Source organism: Dokdonella fugitiva, assembly GCF_004342425.1.
Taxonomy (GTDB): domain Bacteria; phylum Pseudomonadota; class Gammaproteobacteria; order Xanthomonadales; family Rhodanobacteraceae; genus Dokdonella_A; species Dokdonella_A fugitiva.
Map to the genome: position 1 here is coordinate 44,010 of NZ_SLWQ01000006.1, position 18,201 is coordinate 62,210.

General features: G+C 70.4%; 13 protein-coding genes. 10 read left to right on the forward strand and 3 right to left on the reverse strand.

What is annotated here, in order from left to right:
• Positions 1 to 254 precede the first annotated feature (254 nt).
• Positions 255 to 824: an oligoribonuclease gene (orn, locus tag EV148_RS11560; RefSeq protein ID WP_131998311.1), complete on the reverse strand. Its 570-nt coding sequence runs from the start codon at positions 822 to 824 to the stop codon at positions 255 to 257.
• Between the two features lie 64 nt (positions 825 to 888).
• On the opposite strand from orn, the gene sbcB reads away from it, so the two are divergent.
• The 5 genes from sbcB (at position 889) to EV148_RS11585 (ending at position 6,888) form a co-directional block, all read left to right on the forward strand.
• Positions 889 to 2,328, forward strand: coding sequence for an exodeoxyribonuclease I (sbcB, locus tag EV148_RS11565; protein WP_241988066.1), 1,440 nt, complete (start codon positions 889 to 891; stop codon positions 2,326 to 2,328).
• A gap of 64 nt (positions 2,329 to 2,392) precedes the next feature.
• The gene (locus EV148_RS11570; protein WP_131998314.1) at positions 2,393 to 3,079 is read left to right on the forward strand and encodes a DUF2461 domain-containing protein; all 687 of its coding nucleotides are present in this window, start codon (positions 2,393 to 2,395) and stop codon (positions 3,077 to 3,079) included.
• Positions 3,080 to 3,119: 40 nt separating this feature from the next.
• Positions 3,120 to 4,277, forward strand: coding sequence for an MFS transporter (locus tag EV148_RS11575; RefSeq protein WP_131998317.1), 1,158 nt, complete (start codon positions 3,120 to 3,122; stop codon positions 4,275 to 4,277).
• 510 nt (positions 4,278 to 4,787) lie between these two features.
• Positions 4,788 to 5,648: a hypothetical protein gene (locus tag EV148_RS11580; RefSeq protein ID WP_131998320.1), complete on the forward strand. Its 861-nt coding sequence runs from the start codon at positions 4,788 to 4,790 to the stop codon at positions 5,646 to 5,648.
• 10 nt (positions 5,649 to 5,658) lie between these two features.
• Positions 5,659 to 6,888, forward strand: a complete 1,230-nt coding sequence (locus EV148_RS11585; RefSeq protein WP_131998323.1) for a DUF4785 domain-containing protein — start codon at positions 5,659 to 5,661, stop codon at positions 6,886 to 6,888.
• A gap of 130 nt (positions 6,889 to 7,018) precedes the next feature.
• Here the strand turns inward: EV148_RS11585 and epmA are convergent, their stop codons facing one another.
• Positions 7,019 to 7,996, reverse strand: a complete 978-nt coding sequence (gene epmA / locus EV148_RS11590; RefSeq protein WP_131998326.1) for an EF-P lysine aminoacylase EpmA — start codon at positions 7,994 to 7,996, stop codon at positions 7,019 to 7,021.
• A 150-nt stretch (positions 7,997 to 8,146) separates the two neighbouring features.
• Here epmA and EV148_RS11595 point away from each other — a divergent pair, with 150 nt between their 5' ends.
• The 5 genes from EV148_RS11595 (at position 8,147) to EV148_RS11615 (ending at position 15,811) form a co-directional block, all read left to right on the forward strand.
• A complete protein-coding gene (locus tag EV148_RS11595) occupies positions 8,147 to 9,598 on the forward strand; it encodes a Wadjet anti-phage system protein JetA family protein (RefSeq protein WP_131998329.1) in 1,452 nt (483 codons plus the stop codon).
• Positions 9,595 to 10,224, forward strand: a complete 630-nt coding sequence (locus EV148_RS11600; protein ID WP_131998332.1) for a DUF4194 domain-containing protein — start codon at positions 9,595 to 9,597, stop codon at positions 10,222 to 10,224. Before EV148_RS11595 ends, EV148_RS11600 begins: the two co-directional genes overlap by 4 nt.
• A complete protein-coding gene (locus EV148_RS11605) occupies positions 10,211 to 13,639 on the forward strand; it encodes an SbcC/MukB-like Walker B domain-containing protein (protein WP_131998335.1) in 3,429 nt (1,142 codons plus the stop codon). Before EV148_RS11600 ends, EV148_RS11605 begins: the two co-directional genes overlap by 14 nt.
• The gene (locus EV148_RS11610) at positions 13,636 to 14,841 is read left to right on the forward strand and encodes a Wadjet anti-phage system protein JetD domain-containing protein (RefSeq protein WP_131998338.1); all 1,206 of its coding nucleotides are present in this window, start codon (positions 13,636 to 13,638) and stop codon (positions 14,839 to 14,841) included. Before EV148_RS11605 ends, EV148_RS11610 begins: the two co-directional genes overlap by 4 nt.
• 256 nt (positions 14,842 to 15,097) lie before the next feature.
• Positions 15,098 to 15,811 carry a hypothetical protein gene (locus tag EV148_RS11615; protein ID WP_131998341.1) on the forward strand — a complete coding sequence of 238 codons (714 nt, stop codon included), beginning with the start codon at positions 15,098 to 15,100 and terminating at the stop codon, positions 15,809 to 15,811.
• Between the two features lie 23 nt (positions 15,812 to 15,834).
• Here the strand turns inward: EV148_RS11615 and ligA are convergent, their stop codons facing one another.
• Positions 15,835 to 18,198, reverse strand: a complete 2,364-nt coding sequence (gene ligA, locus EV148_RS11620; protein ID WP_131998344.1) for an NAD-dependent DNA ligase LigA — start codon at positions 18,196 to 18,198, stop codon at positions 15,835 to 15,837.
• Positions 18,199 to 18,201: the final 3 nt, after the last annotated feature.

An 18,201-nucleotide genomic window follows, 5' to 3' on the forward strand; every position in this document is an offset into this window, starting at 1 on the left:
CGAAGCCGGAAATGAAAACGAACGCGGCAGCGGCCGCCATCCACAACGAACGTCGGAACGTGCACGTCACGCGATTTTCCCCAAGTTGCGCTTTGCGCCGTCGCCGCGAGGGCGACCCCCAGACCCGCCGCCGGCTCCCCATTTCGGCCAGTGCGACAGCGCGCAAAGTACCCGTTCTTGTGCTCCGCGTCACGCTTTTTCGCCAGCATGTCCCGTCGGGACCGCCGTGCTCGGCGCGGGCATCGGGCGCTTGCTCAGGGTGCTTCGAGCGTACCTGCAAGGCGTCCCATGAACGGACGGTAGTAGTACAGCTCCGCGATCGAATCGCGCACGTCGCTGAGCGCCGTATGCGCCGAATCCTTGGTGAAGCCGCGGCTGACTTCCGGCGCCCAGCGGCGCGCCAGCTCCTTGATCGTCGAGACGTCGAGGTTGCGGTAGTGGAAGAAGCGCTCGAGCCGCGGCATCAGGCGATGCAGGAAGCGGCGATCCTGGCAGATCGAATTGCCGCACATCGGCGATTTGCCCGGCGGCACCCACTGCACGAGGAATTCCATCGTCAACGCTTCGGCCGTCGCCAGGTCGATGTTCGAATCGAGCACGCGCTGCCAGAGCCCCGACTTGCGATGCTGGTTGCGGTTCCAGTCGTCCATCGCCTCGAGCCGCTCGAGCGGATGGCCGATCGCGAACTCGGGGCCTTCGGCAAGGACATTGAGATCCTTGTCGGTGACGACCGTGGCGATCTCCAGGATCGAATCGGTGTCCGGATCGAGCCCGGTCATCTCCAGGTCGATCCAGATCAGGTTGTTCTCGTCCGGGGTTCGCATGCAGTCGTTCCTGGCGGCGTATCGCAGAGTCTAGCAAGGCCCCGGCGCGAGGAAACCCTGCGTTATGCTGCGCTCGATGACGCAGACCTTCCTCTGGCACGACTACGAGACCACCGGCGCCGATCCGCGCCGCGACCGCCCGGCCCAGTTCGCCGCGATCCGCACCACGCTCGACCTCGAGCCGGTGGGCGAACCGATTTCGTTCTTCTGCCGCCCGGCGAGCGACGTGCTGCCGCATCCGGAGGCCTGCCTCATCACCGGCATCACGCCGCAGCAGATGCAGCGCGACGGCGTGATCGAGGCGGAGTTCGCCGCGCGCGTCAACGAGCAGATGGCCGAACCCGGCACCTGCAACGTCGGCTACAACTCGCTGCGCTTCGACGACGAATTCACGCGCAACCTGCTCTACCGCAATTTCCACGATCCGTACGAACGCGAGTGGAAGGACGGCAATTCGCGCTGGGACCTCATCGACCTCGCGCGCATGAGCTATGCGCTGCGCCCCGACGGCATCGAATGGCCGCTCCGCGAAGACGGCTCGCCGAGCTTCCGCCTCGAGCACCTCGCCAGCGCCAACCGCATCACCCAGGCGCGCGCGCACGATGCGGTGTCGGACGTGGAAGCGCTGATCGGCCTCGCCCGCCTGCTGCGCGTGCGCCAGCCGCGCCTGTGGGACTTCTACTTCGCGCTGCGGCGCAAGCAGCGCGCGTTCGAGCTGCTCGACGTCCCGCGCATGACGCCTTTGCTGCACGTGTCTTCCCGCTATCCCGCCAGCCGCGGCTGCATCGCGATCATCGCGCCGCTCGCCCAGCACCCGACGCAACCGAACGCGGTGATCGCCTACGACCTCGAGGCTGATCCGTCCGCGCTGCTCGAACTCGAATCCGACGAGATCGCCGATCGCGTATTCACCCCGCGCGCGGACCTGCCCGAAGGCGTCGAACGCATTCCGCTCAAGGCGATCCACGCCAATCGCTCGCCCGCGCTCGCGCCGCTCGGCGTGCTCAAGGGCGTCGACCTCGCGCGCATCGCGCTCGACCCGGATCGCGCCCAGGCACATCTCGCACGGCTTCGCACCGCCGACGGCCTCGCCGAAAAGCTGCAGCGGGTATTCGCAACCGTGCGCACGCCGGCCGCGGCGACCGATCCCGAGCTCGCCTTGTACGAAGGTTTTCCATCGGAAGCGGACAAGCGCCTGTTCCGCGCCGTGCGCCAGACGCCGCCGGAGCAACTCGGTTCCCGCGCGTTCCCGTTCCGCGATCCGCGCTATCCCGAACTGCTGTTCCGCTACCGCGCGCGCAACTGGCCAGAAACGCTCGATGCGATCGAACACGAGCGCTGGGAAGGCTTCCGTCGCCGCCGGCTCGACACGGCGACGCCGATGACCGCGCTCACGCGCGAGGAGTATTTCGCGACGATCGCACGCCTGCGCGCGATGCCCGGCCTGCCGGCCGCGCACGTGCCACTGCTCGATGCGCTCGAACGCTGGGGCCGCGAACTCTGAGTGCGCGCCACCCGACCGCCGCACGCCCTACAATGGCGGTTTCCGCCTGCCCCGCTTCGCCGCCTTGGCCACGACCTACTTTTCCGCCGCGACGTTCAAGTTCCTGCGCGACCTCGCGCGCAACAACAACCGCGCCTGGTTCGCGGCGAACAAGTCGCGCTACGAGGACGTGCTGCGCCAGCCGTTCCTGCGCTTCATCGGCGACCTGCAGGCACCGCTGGCGAAGATCAGCCCGCGCTACGTCGCCGATCCACGCGCGCAGGGCGGCTCGCTGTTCCGCATCCACCGCGACACGCGCTTCGCGAACGACAAGACGCCGTACAAGACCTGGGCCGGTGCACGTTTCGCGCACGAACGCCGGCGCGAGATCGAGGCGCCGTCGTTCTACCTGCACATCCAGCCCGGGGATTGCTTCGCGGGAGGTGGCATCTGGCACCCGGAACCGGCGACCCTGAAGAAGGTGCGCGAATTCCTCGAAGGCAATCCGGCGGCATGGAAGAAGGCGACGCACGGCAAGGCATTCCGCGAGCAGTTCGAGTTCTACGGCGAGAGCCTCGTGCGGCCGCCACGCGGCGTCGACCCCGCGCACGAACTCGTCGAGGACCTCAAGCGCAAGAACTACGCCGCGGGGCAGCCGTTCGACGACGCGCTCGCCTGTTCGGACGAACTGCTGCCGCACGTCGTCGACGCCTACAAGCGCATCGCGCCGATGATCGACTACCTGTGCGCGGCCGTGGAGCTCGAGTTCTGAAGCCGCACGGCGCCGGCTGCACGGGCGCGGAAGGATCCGCATGAGCATCGACCCCATTCCCGCGCGCCGTCTCGCGAGCTTCTATCTCGCCTACTACGCCGCGCTCGGCGCGTTCTCGCCGTACTGGAGCCTGTTCCTCAAGGCGCGGGGCCAGGACGTCGCCGCGATCAGCCTGCTCATGAGCCTTTGGTACGGCACGCGCATCGTCGCGCCGAGCAGCTGGAGCTGGCTGGCGGCGCGTTCGGCGACGCCGGTGCATTGGTTGCGCATCGGCTGCGCGATCACGCTCGCAAGTTTCTTGCCTTTCCTGCTGCCGCTCGGGTTCGGTGGGCTGCTCGCGACGATGCTGGTGTTCTGCTTCGCGTGGAACGCGGTGATGCCGCAGTACGAGGCGTTGACGCTGTCGCATCTCGGCCCGCGCAGCGAACGCTACGGCACGATCCGCGTCTGGGGTTCGATCGGCTTCATCGCCGTCGTGGCCGGATTCGGCGTCGCGTTCGACCACGTGTCGATCACCTGGCTGCCATGGCTCATGCTGCCCCTGTTCGCCGGCCTGCTCGCGAGCAGCTTCGCCAACGATTACGGCCAGGCCGCGGTCGCCGCGACCGACGACGGCAGCGGTTTCCGCGAGCGCCTGTTGCGGCCCGAAGTCCTCGCGTTCTTCGCGGTCACCCTGCTCGCGCAGATGTCGTTCGGGCCCTACTACACGTTCTTCTCGATCTACCTCGAACAGCACGGCTACCGGCCGTCTTCGCTCGGCGCGTACTGGGCGATCGGCGTCGCGGTCGAGATCGCATTGTTCTTCGCCTCGGCGCGCATCTTCGGCCGCTGGGACGCGCGCACGGTGCTGCTCGTCGCACTCGCGTCCGCGGCACTGCGCTGGTGCGTCACCGCCCTGCTGCCGGAAAACGTGCCGCTGATGGTGCTCGCCCAGGCGACCCACGCCCTCAACTTCGCGGCGCTGTTCGCCGCCTGCATGCAACTGCTCGCCCGCTTCTTCCCCGGCCGCATGAACGGGCACGCGCAAGGCGTGTTCTACGGTTTCTCGTCGGGTGGCGGTGGCGTGCTCGGCGCCTGGCTCGCCGGCGCACTCTGGCACGTCGATGGTGGACGCACCGCATTCCTCGCTGCCGGTGGCATCGCGGCGCTGGCGGCGGTGATCTGCTGGGCGGCGCTGCGCGGGCGCGCCGAGGGCTGAGGCGCATCGCGCTCGGCGATCGGCGTCGCAGCCTCTCATCCGTTCGCACCGAGCGCAGGCCGAAGGCCGGAGTCGAAGGGCCGCGTTGCGGCACACGCGGGTTGTCGCGTGGGCGCTTCGACTCGTTCTCGCGGGCCCGCCCAGCGCGAACGGCATGGTCGAGCACCCGCGTGCAACGCCGTCAGGCGAACGCGCTCGCGCGACCAATCCGCGACGCCGCTTCGCCAAGCCCCGTGCGGCCTCAGCGCTCGGCCCCCGGCCCTTTCCCTTGGGCCTCCAGCCGTCAGCCCTCGGCCCTCCGATGCTGCACCCGCAAATTGACGTCCCGTTTCCACAACGATACCTTCGTCAATACGCGGCCGTACGGAATGGGGAGATCCCGTTCGGCGCGTGCTTTCCGTTCATGCTCCGGCCGCTTCGTCGACGGCCGCAGGGACGCGTTCCGCCACGAAACGCCGTGGGCCCGAAAACGGTCGCGCGCCCTGCCGCGCGGCCAGGGAGGGAGAGGACATGCTACGTACTGCTTTCGCGCTGCTGCTCGCCGCAGCCGCCACGACCGTGCACGCGGCCACCGCCACCACTGGCGTCGCCTTCGTGCACGGCACCGGCAGCCAGACCAATGCGTACAACGACTACTGGCAACCGGCGATGGTCAATTCGGTCCGCCAGGGCCTCGTCAACCAGGCCAACTACGTCGTCATCAACTGCGACTTCAACCAGTACATGTGGGACAGCCGCGCGGCCGGCTGCCTCGCCGGCCAGCTGACCAGCTTCATCAACAGCCGCGGCATCACCGATCTCGTCGTCATCACGCATTCGAACGGCGGCAACGTGATGCGCTGGATCATGTCGAACCCGACCTATGACAGCCGCTATCCGGCGATCATCAGCAGGATCCGCTGGGTCAACGCGCTCGCGCCGTCGAGCGCGGGCACGCCGCTCGCCAACGCGGTGATCGCCGGCAACGTGTTCGAGAACGCGGTCGGCTGGCTGCTCGGCTACCAGAGCGACGCGGTGCGCCAACAGCAGACGAGCTGGATGGCCTATTACAACCAGAACAACCTCTACGGCACGTCCGGGCGCCCGGCGCTGCCGAAGGGTTTCTGGGACGTGATCGGCAGCGACGTCGAAACGGCCGTGTGGGATTCGGACAGCTACTGCGGCGGCTACACGCTCAACGTCGGCCTCGAGATCACGCAGGCGTGGCTGAACAGTTGCTCGGACGGCTTCATCGAATGCAGCAGCGCGGCCGCTGCGGGACGTGTGTGGTTCTACGACACCGCGCGCATGGCGGGTGGCGAACCGCTCAGCCACAACCAGAGCCGGCGCGCCTGCTTCGGGCTCGACACCATCCTGCGCAACGACCTCTGAGGACACGACCATGCCCATCGCACAGCACCGTTACTGCGTCTTCATGGTCGCCGTCGCGCTCGCCGCCGGCGTGTTCGCGCCGCACGCCGTCGCAGGCGAAGCGCTGCAATTGCTCGCACGCGCGCCACACGACCTCGTCCCGCCGCACCTGGACTCCGTGAAAGCGGCGCGACTCCACACGGCGCACCTCGACCGGGCGCCCGTCGCGCTGTCCTGGCCGCTCGACCCCGCGCAAGCACTCGATGCACGACCGCGCGTGCACGTCGCCGAGAGCCGTGAATACTGGATCGACGCGAGCCAGGATGAACTGCAGCGCGGCGTGCGCCTCGCCCTCAGCGCGCCGGGCGCCGTCGTGCGACTGAGTCCGCACGGCGGCAACGCCGGCGCGACGATCGCGGCGTCGGACGTCGAACTGCGCAGCGCGGGTCGCCGCCTCGACCATGCGACGGCGTTGCGCAGCGCAGCCGATGCGGAGGCGATGCGCACCGCCGGCATGGACGTGCCGCAGGGCAGCACCGTGCTCCGCCTCGCCGACGATGTCGCCGCCGGAAGCATCGAACTCGCGGTGCCGACGGCACGCGGCAGCTACCTCGTGCACGTGTTCGAGCCGGCCAGCACGCTCGTGCTCGAACTCGCGGCGGACCGTGACGGTATCGCCGGCGGCGATTCGCTGCGCTTCCGCGCCAACCTGCAGGGCGCGGCCGGCCTCGCCCGGCTCGGCGGACTCGTCAGCGCGCCCGATGGCGCGAGTCAGGCGATCGACTTCGTGCGCCAGCGCGACGGCAGCTATCTCGCGAGCGTGACGCCCGACGTCGCCCACGCGGGGGGACCGGGGTTGTGGGAGGTGCACGCCTTCGGCGTCGCCTCCGGCAAGCTCGCGATTCCGCGCGATGCGAAAACCGCCTTCGCTGTCAGCCTGCCCGTCGCACGCCTCGACGGTAGCGTCACGCGCGATGACGCAAACGGCATCGCACTCGCGGTCGGCGTGCAGGCGACCGTCGCGAGTCGCTACGGCATCAGCGGCGTGCTGTACGGCACGGGCAAGGACGGCGCGCTGCATCCGGCCGCGCTCGCGCAATCGGCCGCCTGGCTCGAGGCCGGCCATGGCCAGCTCGAACTGCGCTACGACACCGCCACCGTCGCGCTCGGCGCCCCGTGGGAATTGCGCGACCTCCGGCTCGTGAACCAGGCCGACATGAGCGTGCAGGAGCGCCGCGAGCGCGCACTGGCATTGCGGTGATCCGCGCCCCGGCCGCGGCTCGCGCCGCGGCCGGGGGCTCCGTGTGCTCCCTGTTTCAGGCTTGAAAGACGTCCGACGCTGCCGCACGCCGCGGCGGGACTCGCGCTGCGCGCTCGATCCGCCCTGGCCCCTACGCGTCGGCGAACGGGAAGGCGAGCACGTCGGCGATCGCGTCGGTGCGCGCCAGGCACATGAGCAGGCGTTCGATGCCGAGGGCGACGCCTGCGCAGGCGGGCATCGACGGCAAGGCGGCCAGCAGGCGCTCGTCGACCGGGATTTCGCGTTGGCCGCGCTCGCGCCGGCGTGCATTGTCGCGCTCGAAACGCGCGCGCTGTTCGGCCGCGTCGGTGAGTTCGTGGTAACCGTTCGCGAGTTCGTACGGGCCCAGGTACAGCTCGAAGCGCTCGGCCACCGGCGGATCGTCGTCGCGGATCTTCGCCAGCGCCGCCTGGCTCGGCGGGAAGTCGTTCACGACGGTGATGCGATCGCGCGGAAACGAAGGCTGCAAGCGATGCGTGAGCAGCAGGTCGAGCCAGTCGTCGCGCGCAAGCCCCTCGCCGTCGATGCGCACGTCACCCAGCGCCGCCTGCAGCGCATCGATCGATGCAGTGAACGGATCGACGCCGAGCCTTTGCACGAACAGGTCCCGGTACGAACAGCGGACGACCTCCACGCTACCCTGCGTGGTGGCCAGCGCGGCCTGCACGAGTTCGATCGTCTCCTCGGCAAGGCGGCGGTGGTCCCAGGCGACGCGATACCACTCGAGCATCGTGAACTCGGGATTGTGGCGCCGGCCCGCTTCGCCGTTGCGGAACACGCGACCGAGTTCGTAGCAGTCGCCGATCCCCGCGGCGAGCAGGCGCTTGAGCGGGAACTCGGGCGACGTGCGCAGCCAGCGCTCGCGCAAGCCGGCGTCGACGGGACCGCTGAACAGGGTACTGAAGCTCTCGATGTTCGGCTCGGTGTTGCCGGCTTCGCCGAGGATCGGCGTCTCGACCTCGAGTACGCCACGCGCGGCGAAGAACGCGCGGACCAGTGCGTACAGCGAGGCGCGTGCGCGCAGGGCCGCGATCCTGCGCGCGTCGTCGGGAGGCGTCGGTGCGTTCATGCCGGGTATCGGGTGGAGCCGCGCGACGGCGGGCGCGCAGTGTACGCGTTTCGCCGGGGCAATGGCCGCGACGCGCGATCCGGCCGGCAAACCGTGTAGCCTACCGCTCCTGCGCCGCCGTGGCGCACGCACAGGAGCCACGTCCCCGGCATGACGGAGAAGGACCATCCGGCGTTGTTTTCGCTCGTTCCACCCGGCCTGTTCGGCCCGCTCGCATCGCCCAACCGGGAACACTACTGGCTGATCCTGTGCCGGCTGTTCGACGAGTTCTTCGGCGCCGACGCGCCGATGCCGCCGAGCCATGGCATCGCGCGCCGCGAGATCACCGCGGCGATCGAGCGTTACCTGCTCAGTGACGATCCATGGGAAAGCGAGGAAGGCGACGCGCCCGACGCGCCCCTGAACGTGCGCGCGAACATGATCTACGAGCGCTTCCGCGCGGCCGGCTGGCTGCGCCAGGACCGCATCGGCGCGCGCGAGATGGTGACGATGGTGCGGCTGGTCGCGCAGCTGCTGTCGATGCTGATCGAGTTCGGCGAACAGGGCCCGACCTTCGTCGCCGCCAAGGTGCGTTCGATCGAGAGCCAGTTGCGCCAGGTGATCGACGGCAAGGCGAGCGGCGACGCACTCGACGAGGCGGCCGACCAGGCGCGCCGGCTGCTCGTTTCGCTGTCGTCGATGAGCCTGACCGTACGCGACCTCATGCCCGAACTCAGCCGCGCCGAGACGACCGCGCAGTTCGCGCGGCAGTGGTTCGAGCGCTACGTCGGGCAGTTCTTCATCGGCGACTATGCCGACTTGCACCGCACCGACCATCCGCTCGCGCGGCGCAGCGCGATCCTCGCGATGGCGGCGCAGATCGAAGGAACGGGGCTGCGCGACGGCGTGCTCGCCTGGTACCGCGAGCATCTCGTGGGGAACGACGCCGCGCGCGCCGAGTTGCGCCTGCAGCGCAGCCTGCGCCGGCTGCGCGAGCTGGAGCGGATCGACGAGTACCTCGGGCGCCTCGACGAGGACGTGCGCCAGGCGAACCGCCGCGCACTCGCGTTCCTCGACTACCGCCTGCGCGCACCGGACAAGCTCGACGTGCTGCTGCGCCGCGCCTGCCGCGGCGCCCTCGCGGCGCCCGCCGACGCCCTGCGCCTGCCGGTCGCACCCGGCCCGCTCATGGACGATACGCGCCTGCGCCAGCCGCGCCAGAAGCCGCAACCGATCGCGCGCAGCGCGAACGCGATGCAGCAGCCGACGCCCGAGCAACTCGCGCGGCTGTCCCTGCTGCGACGCATGAAGCGCGCGCGCCTGGTCACGCCGGAGGACATGGCGCGCTACGTCGGCCGCCATCTCGCCTCGAGCGGCGAGATCGGTTCCGATGCACTGTCGATCGCCTCCATCGCGGACCTGCGCGCCTGGCAGACCCTGCTCACCCTCGCGCTGCGCAGCCACCGCATCGGCGGCCTGCGCCGCGACGATCCGCTCAACCGCCTGCTGCGCGGCTTCCGCGTCGAACTGCTCGACCCGGGGACGGCACACGACAACGGCTGGTTGCGCGCGCCCCGCTTCATCGTCCGGCGCAGCGCCACGCCCTCGCGGAGTACTGCATGAAACGCAGCTGGAACACCCTCAGCCAGATGTCCAACGGCCTCTACACGGTGCAGGACTTCGAGCGCGCCGCCTATCGCCTCGTCGTCGAACAGGTGCTCTACGCGAACGACCGCATGGCGCGCACGGCCTACGCGATCGTCGAGGATCACTTCGGCGACTTCGTCTCCGCGCTCGAGCCGCTCGGTATCCGCCTCGAGCGAAATGCGCACTATCGTTACATCGTCGCCCTGCCCACGCACGGCGAAGGCACGCCGGTGACGCTCGCCGAAACCCTGCTCGTGCTCGTGCTGCGCCAGCGCTACGACGAGGCGGCGCGGCAGGGCCGCCTCGAGGAACACGGCGAGGTCGTGGTCGAGCTCCCCGAACTGCAGGAGGCGTACCAGGCGCTGGCCTCGCGCGCGATGCCGGATGTCGGCGACCTGCGCGACCTCGCGCGCACGCTCAAGCGCTGGGGCGTATGCAGACTGGTCGAATCCGAGCCCGACGATCCGCAACCGTTCCACCTGCGCGTGCGTCCGGCGATCGTCGAGATCGCCGGCGAGCAGTGGCTGCAGCGACTCGACCAGCACAATCGCGACGACGACGACGCCGAAGACGCCGTGGAGGACGACGATGCAGCGGCTTGAGAGCGTGCACCTCGTGCAGTTCTTCCTGTTCGAGGCGCAGACGCTGCGTTTCGACCCGACCAGCGCGATCATCGCGCCGAACGGTGCCGGCAAGAGCGCCTTGCTCGACGCGCTGCAGATCGTGCTGCTCGGTGCCGACCGCAGCCGCATCCGCTTCAACGCACAGGCAGGCGGCAGCCACCGCGCGCGCAGCATCCGCGACTACTGCCTCGGCGTCTACCGCAGCGGCGAGGACGGCCGCAAGCGCCGCACCGCGACGACCTACATCAGCCTCGTGTTCCGCGACGAAGCGAGCGGCCTGCCGCTGACCGCAGGCATCGCGCTCGGCGCTTCGGCGGACGAGCCGGATCATCGGCAGTACGGCCTGTACATCCTGCCCGGCGTCGCGCTCGAACTCGACGACCACGTCGAGCGCGTGAAAGGGCGCGAGCTGCCGCTCGAATGGGCGCGCTTCCGCGAGCTCGCCGCCAGCCGCTGCCGCGCCGCCGGCAGCGGCCTCGAAACGCATGCGTCGAGCGAGCGTTTCGTCAAGGACCTGCTGTTCCGCCTGCGCGCGTCGCCATCCGCGCACCCCGACGTCAATGCCTATCGCAAGGCGTTCCAGAATGCCTTGAACCTGCAACGGGTCGAAGACGTCGACCTGTTCGTGCGCACGCTGGTCGCCGAGGACCGGCCGACCGACGTCGCGCGCTTCCGCGCCCTGCTCGACAGCTTCCGCGACATCAAGGAGAAGATCGAACAGGTGAAGCAGCGCATCGACGCGGCCGACGGCGTCGAGCAGCAGTACGCGAAGATCGCCGCGCAAGCCGTGCGCGCCGCTTCCTACCGTGCGCTCGCCGCCGAATACGAGCGCGACCTGCTCGCCGAGCAGGTCGAGCAGGCGGAGGGCGCGCGGCGCGACGCCGAAGATCGCTTCGCATCCACGCGGCGCGCGCTGGAGGAGGCGCGCGGCGCGCGCGACCTCGCGCGCGACGAGCATGCCCAGGCCAATGCGCGCCTGCAGGGAAGCCATGGATACGGCGAGCAGGCGCAGCTCGACGCGCTCGCCGAGCGCGACAAGGAACGCCTCGCGCAGGTCAAGAAAGACCTGCTGCGCGAGATCGTGTTCGTGCGCGAGCGCCTGCGCGAAGCCGGCAGGCTCGCCCTGCCGACCATCGATGCCGCGATGCTCGCCAATGCGCAGGCGACATGGGATGCGTGGTACGACGCGCTCGCCGCCCTGCCCGGTGACGCGCCGCTGCCATGGACGCCCGAGACCATGCATGCGCAGGCGCATGCGGCGCTCGCGGCCGCGGCGCCGATCGTCGCGGCAGTGGACGGTCACGCGCGCGAACGCCACGCGGCGATGGACAAGGCGCAGGACCGGCTGCGCGCCGCGCGCCAGAACCACAAGCGCCTCGCCGCGGGCCAGGCGGAACTCAACCCCGAGGCCGTGCGCCTCATGGGCTACCTGCACGATGCCGGCATCGAGGCGAAACCGGTATGCGACCTCGTGCGCGTGAAGGACCTCGCCTGGCAACCGGCGATCGAGGCCTACCTGCGCAGCAATACCGAGGCATTGCTCGTGCCGGTGCAGCACGAGGAGCGCGCGGTGCAGCTCTACCGCTCGCTGCAGGGTGGCCGCTCGGTGTACGGCGTCAAGCTCGCGCTCGCGAGCCAGGCGCGCGCCAACCAGGCGTCGACGCCTGCGCCCGACAGCGTCGCCGCCCTGCTCGCGGGCGACGACGCCGATGCGCTCGCGTTCCTGCGCCGCCAGCTGGGCGAGCTGCGCTGCGTCGATACCGAAGCGGAACTCGTGCGCAGCCGCCAGGGCCTTACCCGCGACGGCGTGCTCGCCAAGGGCGGCAGCATCGAACGACTGCGGCTGCCGGTCGCGGCCGACCTCAAGATCGGTGCGACCGACAACCGCGCGCGCGCACGCGCGCTGCGCGAGGACATCGATGCCGCCGAGGCGGAGCTGCGCCGCCTCGAGCCGGAAGTGCGACGGGCGGACGACTGCCAGCGCGGCCTCGCCCAGCTCGCCGATCCGGATGCCACGGCACGGGCACTGCACCAGCGCGCACTGGAACACCAGCAGGTGGCGCAGCGCTACCGCAACGCGCTCGACGATCGCGAAGCGACGCTCGACCCGGACCTGCTGCGCCTCGCCGAACGCGTGCGCGAGCTGCACGAGCGCGCCGGCGAGAGCGAACGCGCGGTCGAACGCCTGGTCGGCGAAGAAGCATTGGCCGGACGCGCTGTCGCCGACGCGCAACGCCTGCTCGACGGCCTGCGCGCGCAGGAAGACCTCGTCGCGCGCCGCGCGGTCGAGGCCTTCGCGCATCCGGACGTCGACCCGAACCGCATCGAGCGCCAGCGCGCGGAGCTCGACGGCAAGTTCGACATGCTCGAGGAGCGCCGTCGCCGCTGCGAGGAACGCGCGCAGGACGCGGACCACCAGCTCGCGCGCGTGCTGCCAGAGGCATGGAGCGCGCTGCAACAGTACGCGAAGGACCATGCGCTCGCGCTCGACTTCGCCGCCGACGAATGGCGCCCTGCGCGCGCCCTGCTGCAACGCGAACTGGCGCGCCTGCGCGACAGTGAACTCGTGCAATACCAGGGCGAAGCCGAACAGGCCTACGCGACCGCGGTCGAGACCTTCCGCGCGAACGTCGCCTCGACCCTGTTCGACAACTTCAGCAAGTTGCGCGCGCAGATCGGAACCCTCAACCGCACCCTGCGCGGCAGCCCGGCGTTTTCCAACAACGAGCGCTACCAGTTCCACTACGAGGTACTGCCTGATTTCCGCGACCTGCACCGCTTCATCCAGCGCGCGGCCGAAGTCGGCGGCGAGGACAACCTGTTCGGCAACGCGGGCGAAGTGCCGCCGGCGTTTCGCGACCTCATGGAAGGCGACGTGGCCGCGCGCGCGGCCGCCTCACCGCTCGACGACTATCGGCGCTTCTTCCGCTTCGAGGTGCAGATCCGCCAGGACGATCGCGTGATCGGCACGCTCAGCGAACGCATGCGGTCGGGTTCGGGCGGCGAGCATCGCGCGCCGCTCTACGTGATCGCCGGTGCCGCGCTCGCGGCCGCGTACGGCAAGAGCGAATCGCAGCCGGGCGGGCTTGGCCTGATCCTGCTCGACGAGTTCGGCGACAAGATCGACGCGCAGAACGCGCGCGCGACCACCGATTACCTGCGCTCGCTCGGCCTGCAGCTCGTGCTCGCCGCGCCGGACACGGCGCAAGGCACGCTCAGCGGCGTGCTCGACAGCTATATCGAACTGTTCCGCGACGGCGACCTGCTGCAGGCCGAGCGCATCGAGGTGAAACCCGCCGCACGCGAACTGCTGCTCAGCGACCAGTTCGACCTCCACCCCGAACTGCTCGCCGAGGAAGCGGCACGCATCGAGTGCGAGCAACCCGCGCCATGAACCCGGCCGCGCCGGTGCTCGCACGCCTGCTCGGCCGCGCCGAGCGCGCGCGCCTGCGCGGCGACGCCGCGCCCGCTGCGCTGTCGATGGCGAGCGCGCGCGACGCGCGCGAGTACGCGGCCTTGCAGTCGCTGCGCGAGATCGAAGCATTCCATGCCGCCATCGCGCTGGCCGAACGCGACGGTGCGATCGTCGCCGAGCGTGACCGGCATCGCGGCGACGGCGAGACCCTGCTCCGCCTCGTCGTCGCCGACGTCGATGCGCTGGCACGGCATCTCGGCGTCGACACCGTCGCGCAGCGCAGCGCCCGTGCCGCCGCCACGCTCGCGCCGTGGACCGCGCGCTTCCCCGTCATCGCGGAAATCCTCGCGCTGTGGCGACGCGACGCGACGTTGCGCAAGCAGGGGCCCGAAGCCGCCCACGACCTCGCCGCGGCCGCATTCGCGGTCGATGCGCTGCTCGCCGACCCCGAGGCGGCGCGCGGCGAGCGCACCCTGCGCAGGGAAAGCGTGCGCCTGTTCGGCGACAGCAAGCGCATCGAAGCGTTGACGCCGTGGCTCGACATCCTCCTCAACGGCGAGCCGGCATCGAGCGGGCTCGACAAGGAACAGGTCTGGGCCGCGCTCGGCCTGCGCAAGGAGCCGCTGCCGTTGCTGCTCGCCGGCGTCGGCCTGGTCGAACTCGACGACGGCTCGCGTGTCGCATTGCCACGCCGGTATCTGGGCTTGCCTGCTGAATCGGTTCGCGCGATCGACACGCCCGCGCGGCATGTGCTCAGCATCGAGAACGCGGCCAGCTTCCACGATGCCGCACGTGCGCGCGGCGATGCGCCGGTGCTGCTGCTCTACGCGGGAGGCATGCCGTCGCCGACGTGGCGCGCGGCGTATCGGCGCCTGCTCGGCGGCCTGTGCGCGGACGCCGCGGTATACCACTGGGGCGACATCGACGAGGGTGGCATGCGCATCGCCGCGAAGATCGCCGAAACCGCGCGGGACGCTGGCTTCGACCTGCGTCCATGGCTGATGAGCCCGGGGGACATTCCCGCTGCGATCCGCCGGCACGCTCGCACGCCCACGCCGGCCGTGCTCGCCTCGATGCGGCGCTGGGCGACACGCGCGGGGTGGCCCGGCGTCGCCGACGCGATCGGGCGCGAGCCGATCCTGCTCGAGCAGGAAGCAGTCGACCCGGTGCTGCCTCGGTAAACGGCGGCACGATCCATTCCTCGACGCCCGCCCGGTCGCTCGAGGGATCCCGGCCGTTCGCGCGTGAGGCTGGCCCGAAGGGCCGAATCCTCGCAGGTGGTTCGACTTCGCTCGCCGCGCGAGCGGCGCTCGACGCGAACGGGTCGAGATGTCGCCCGCGCGTGACCAGCGCATTCACGCTGGCGGGCTCCGGTCGCGCTCCGCCACCGCCGCCGCTACCCTGTAGCGTGACGCGGCTGGCCGACGGAGTTCGTGCATGCGCAACCTCGATTTCAGCTCCTGGCAGGCCCTGCTCTCGACCCTGCTCGGGCTCGCCGTGATCACCCTGATCGGCGTCGGCATCCGCCTGCTCGCGATGCAGACGATCCAGCAGCGACGCGAGCGCGAGAACCGGCAGATCAACGAGCGCCTGCGCACGCTGATCGCCGCGTACAAGACGCTCGGCGGTTCGTTCACGGGCGACCTCGCGGTCGATCCCACACACCTGCGCGACCTGCGCCGCGCGGCGGCGGAACAGGCCGAAGGCGATGGACCGCCCGGCAGCGACCGCACGCGGCGCATGCGCGACGCGGTCGAGGCGGCGCTGTCGGACATCATCCTGCTCGGCACCGAGGAGCAGGTCCATCTCGCCGCGCGTGCGGCCACGGAACTGGCCGAAGGCCGGCCGATCCATACGCACGACCTCGTGGTATCGCTGCGCAATTTCGTGCGCGAGGCGCTCGACCTCGATCCGATCCCCGCGTCGGTCGCGATCCCGCGCCAGGGCCCGACGCGCCCGGGCGGCGGCGGAGCCGGCGGCGGCGGGCGCGGCAAGGGCGACGGCGACAAAGGCACAGGTGGAGGCGGGCGCGGCGGCGGGGGCGGCGGAGGTGGCATGGGCGCCGGCATGGGCCTCGGCGCCGGCATCGGCTTCGGCTCCGGCCACCTCCACGACGACGCCGAAACGGGCGGGAGCGCGCCCCACGGCTGAAACGGCGAACCCGGACCGCTGCTTCAGCGCTCCGCGTGCTTCGCCAGGAATGCGAGCAGGCGTTGCTCGTCCCAGACCTCGATGCCGAGTTCCCGCGCCTTGTCGAGCTTCGAACCCGCTTCGGTGCCGGCGACGACGAAACTCGTCTTCTTCGACACGCTGCCCGCAACCTTCGCGCCGAGGGCTTCGAGCTTCGCCTTCGCATCGTCGCGCGTGAGCGCGGCGAGCGTCCCGGTGAGCACGACGGTCTGGCCCTCGAGTGCGCCCTCTTTCGCGTTCGCCGCGGCGGGCGCCGCCTCCTGCAGGCGTGCGAGCGCAACCGCGCAACGCTCGAGCAGCGCGCGGCCCGCCGCGTCGTCGACGTAGTCACGCAATGCAGACGCCGTCTCGGCCGGCAGGCCCGCACCGACGAGTGCGTCCGCATCCGCCGCGATCACCGCTTCGATCGAATCGAACGCGGCACCGAGCTGCTCGGCGCGCTTGGCCGTGAGCTTGGGGATCTCGGCCTGCGCGAGCACATTCGCGGGCGTGAGCTGGCGCGCGAGCTTCGGCGACGGCGGATGCGCGTCGGTGACCTCGACGCCGCGCGCGAGCAGGTCGTCGATGACCTGCTGGTTGCCGGGCTGCTGGAAGAATGCGTCGATCGCGCGCGCGACCTCGCCGCCGATGTCGGGGACCAGCTTGAGGATCGGCCACGGCAGGTGGCGCACGCGTTCGAGATCGCCGAACCACGTCGCGAGCACCTTCGCGGTGCTCTCGCCGACGTGCGCGATGCCGAGCGCGTAGAGGAAGCGCGCGAGCGTGGTGTGCCGGCTCTTCGCGATCGCCTCGATGAGGTTCTCCGCCCACTTCGTCGCGACCTTGCCCGCCTTCACGGTCTCGGGCGTCGTGCCGTCGCGCTCGTCGGCGCGACGCTTCATCTCCAGCAGGTCGTCGAGGCCGAGCGCGTAGAGGTCGGCGACCGAGCGCAGGTAGCCGAGGTCGCCGAGGTCCTCGATGTAGCGCTCGCCGAGGCCGTCGATGTCCATCGCGCGCCGCGAGGCGAAATGGAATACCGCCTGCGTGCGCTGCGCGGCGCAGGTGAGTTCGCCGGTGCAGCGCGCCACCGCCTCGCCTTCCTCGCGCACGATGTCCGATCCGCAGATCGGGCAATGGCTCGGCATGCGCCACGGCCTGGCGTGCGCGGGGCGCAGCTCGGGCACGACGCGCACGACTTCCGGGATCACGTCGCCCGCGCGGCGCACGATCACGGTGTCGCCGACGCGCACGTCGAGGCGCGCGACCTGGTCGGCGTTGTGCAGGGTCGCATTGGTGACCGTGACGCCCCCGACGAATACGGGAACGAGCTTCGCCGCGGGCGTCGCCGCGCCGGTTCGACCGATGTTGACGATGATCGCCTCGACCACGGTCTGCTGTTCCTGCGCAGGGAACTTGTGTGCGATCGCCCAGCGCGGCGTGCGCCCGACGAAACCGAGTTCGCGCTGCGCGTCGAGGTCGTCGAGCTTGTAGACGACGCCGTCGATGTCGAACGGCAGCGCATCACGCCGTTCGCCGATGCCGCGGTAGTAGTCGAGGCAGCCGCGCGCGCCGCGCGCGGTGGAGACGAGTTCGCTGACGGGGAAGCCCCAACCGCGCAGCGTGCGCAGGACTTCCGAGTGCGACGACGGCAATTCGCCGCCCTGCACCGCGCCGAGCGCGTAGGCGTAGAACGCGAGTGGCCGTTGCGCGGTGATGCGCGGATCGAGCTGGCGCAGGCTGCCGGCAGCGGCGTTGCGCGGGTTGATCAGCGGCTTGATCGCGCCGTCGGACGCGCGCGCCTTTTCGTTGTAGGCCTCGAAGCCCGCACGCGGCATGTAGACCTCGCCGCGCACCTCGAGCACGGCGGGCCAACCCGTGCCGCGCAGGCGCAGCGGGATCGCCTTGATCGTGCGCAGGTTCGCGCTGACGTCCTCGCCTTCCTCGCCATCGCCGCGCGTGGCGCCGCGCACGAACACGCCGTCTTCGTAGCGCAGGCTGATCGCAAGGCCATCGAATTTCGGCTCGACCGAGAACAGCGGGTCGGCGTCGTCGACCCGCTCGACGATGCGGCGCACGAAGTCCTCGACTTCCTCGTCGCTGAACGCATTGGCGAGCGACAACATCGGGATGTCGTGGCGCACCTTGGCGAACGCGCTCGACGGCGCGGCGCCGACGCGTTGCGTCGGCGAATCCGGCGTCGCGAGCTCCGGGTATTCGGCTTCCAGTGCCTCGAGCTCGCGCATGAGGCGGTCGTACTCGATGTCGGCGATGTCCGGCTCGTCGAGCACGTGGTAGCGGTAGTTGGCGTCTTCGATGCGCACGCGCAGCTCGGCGGCGCGCGCGGCGGGGTTCGGGCGCGGCGGGTTCATGCG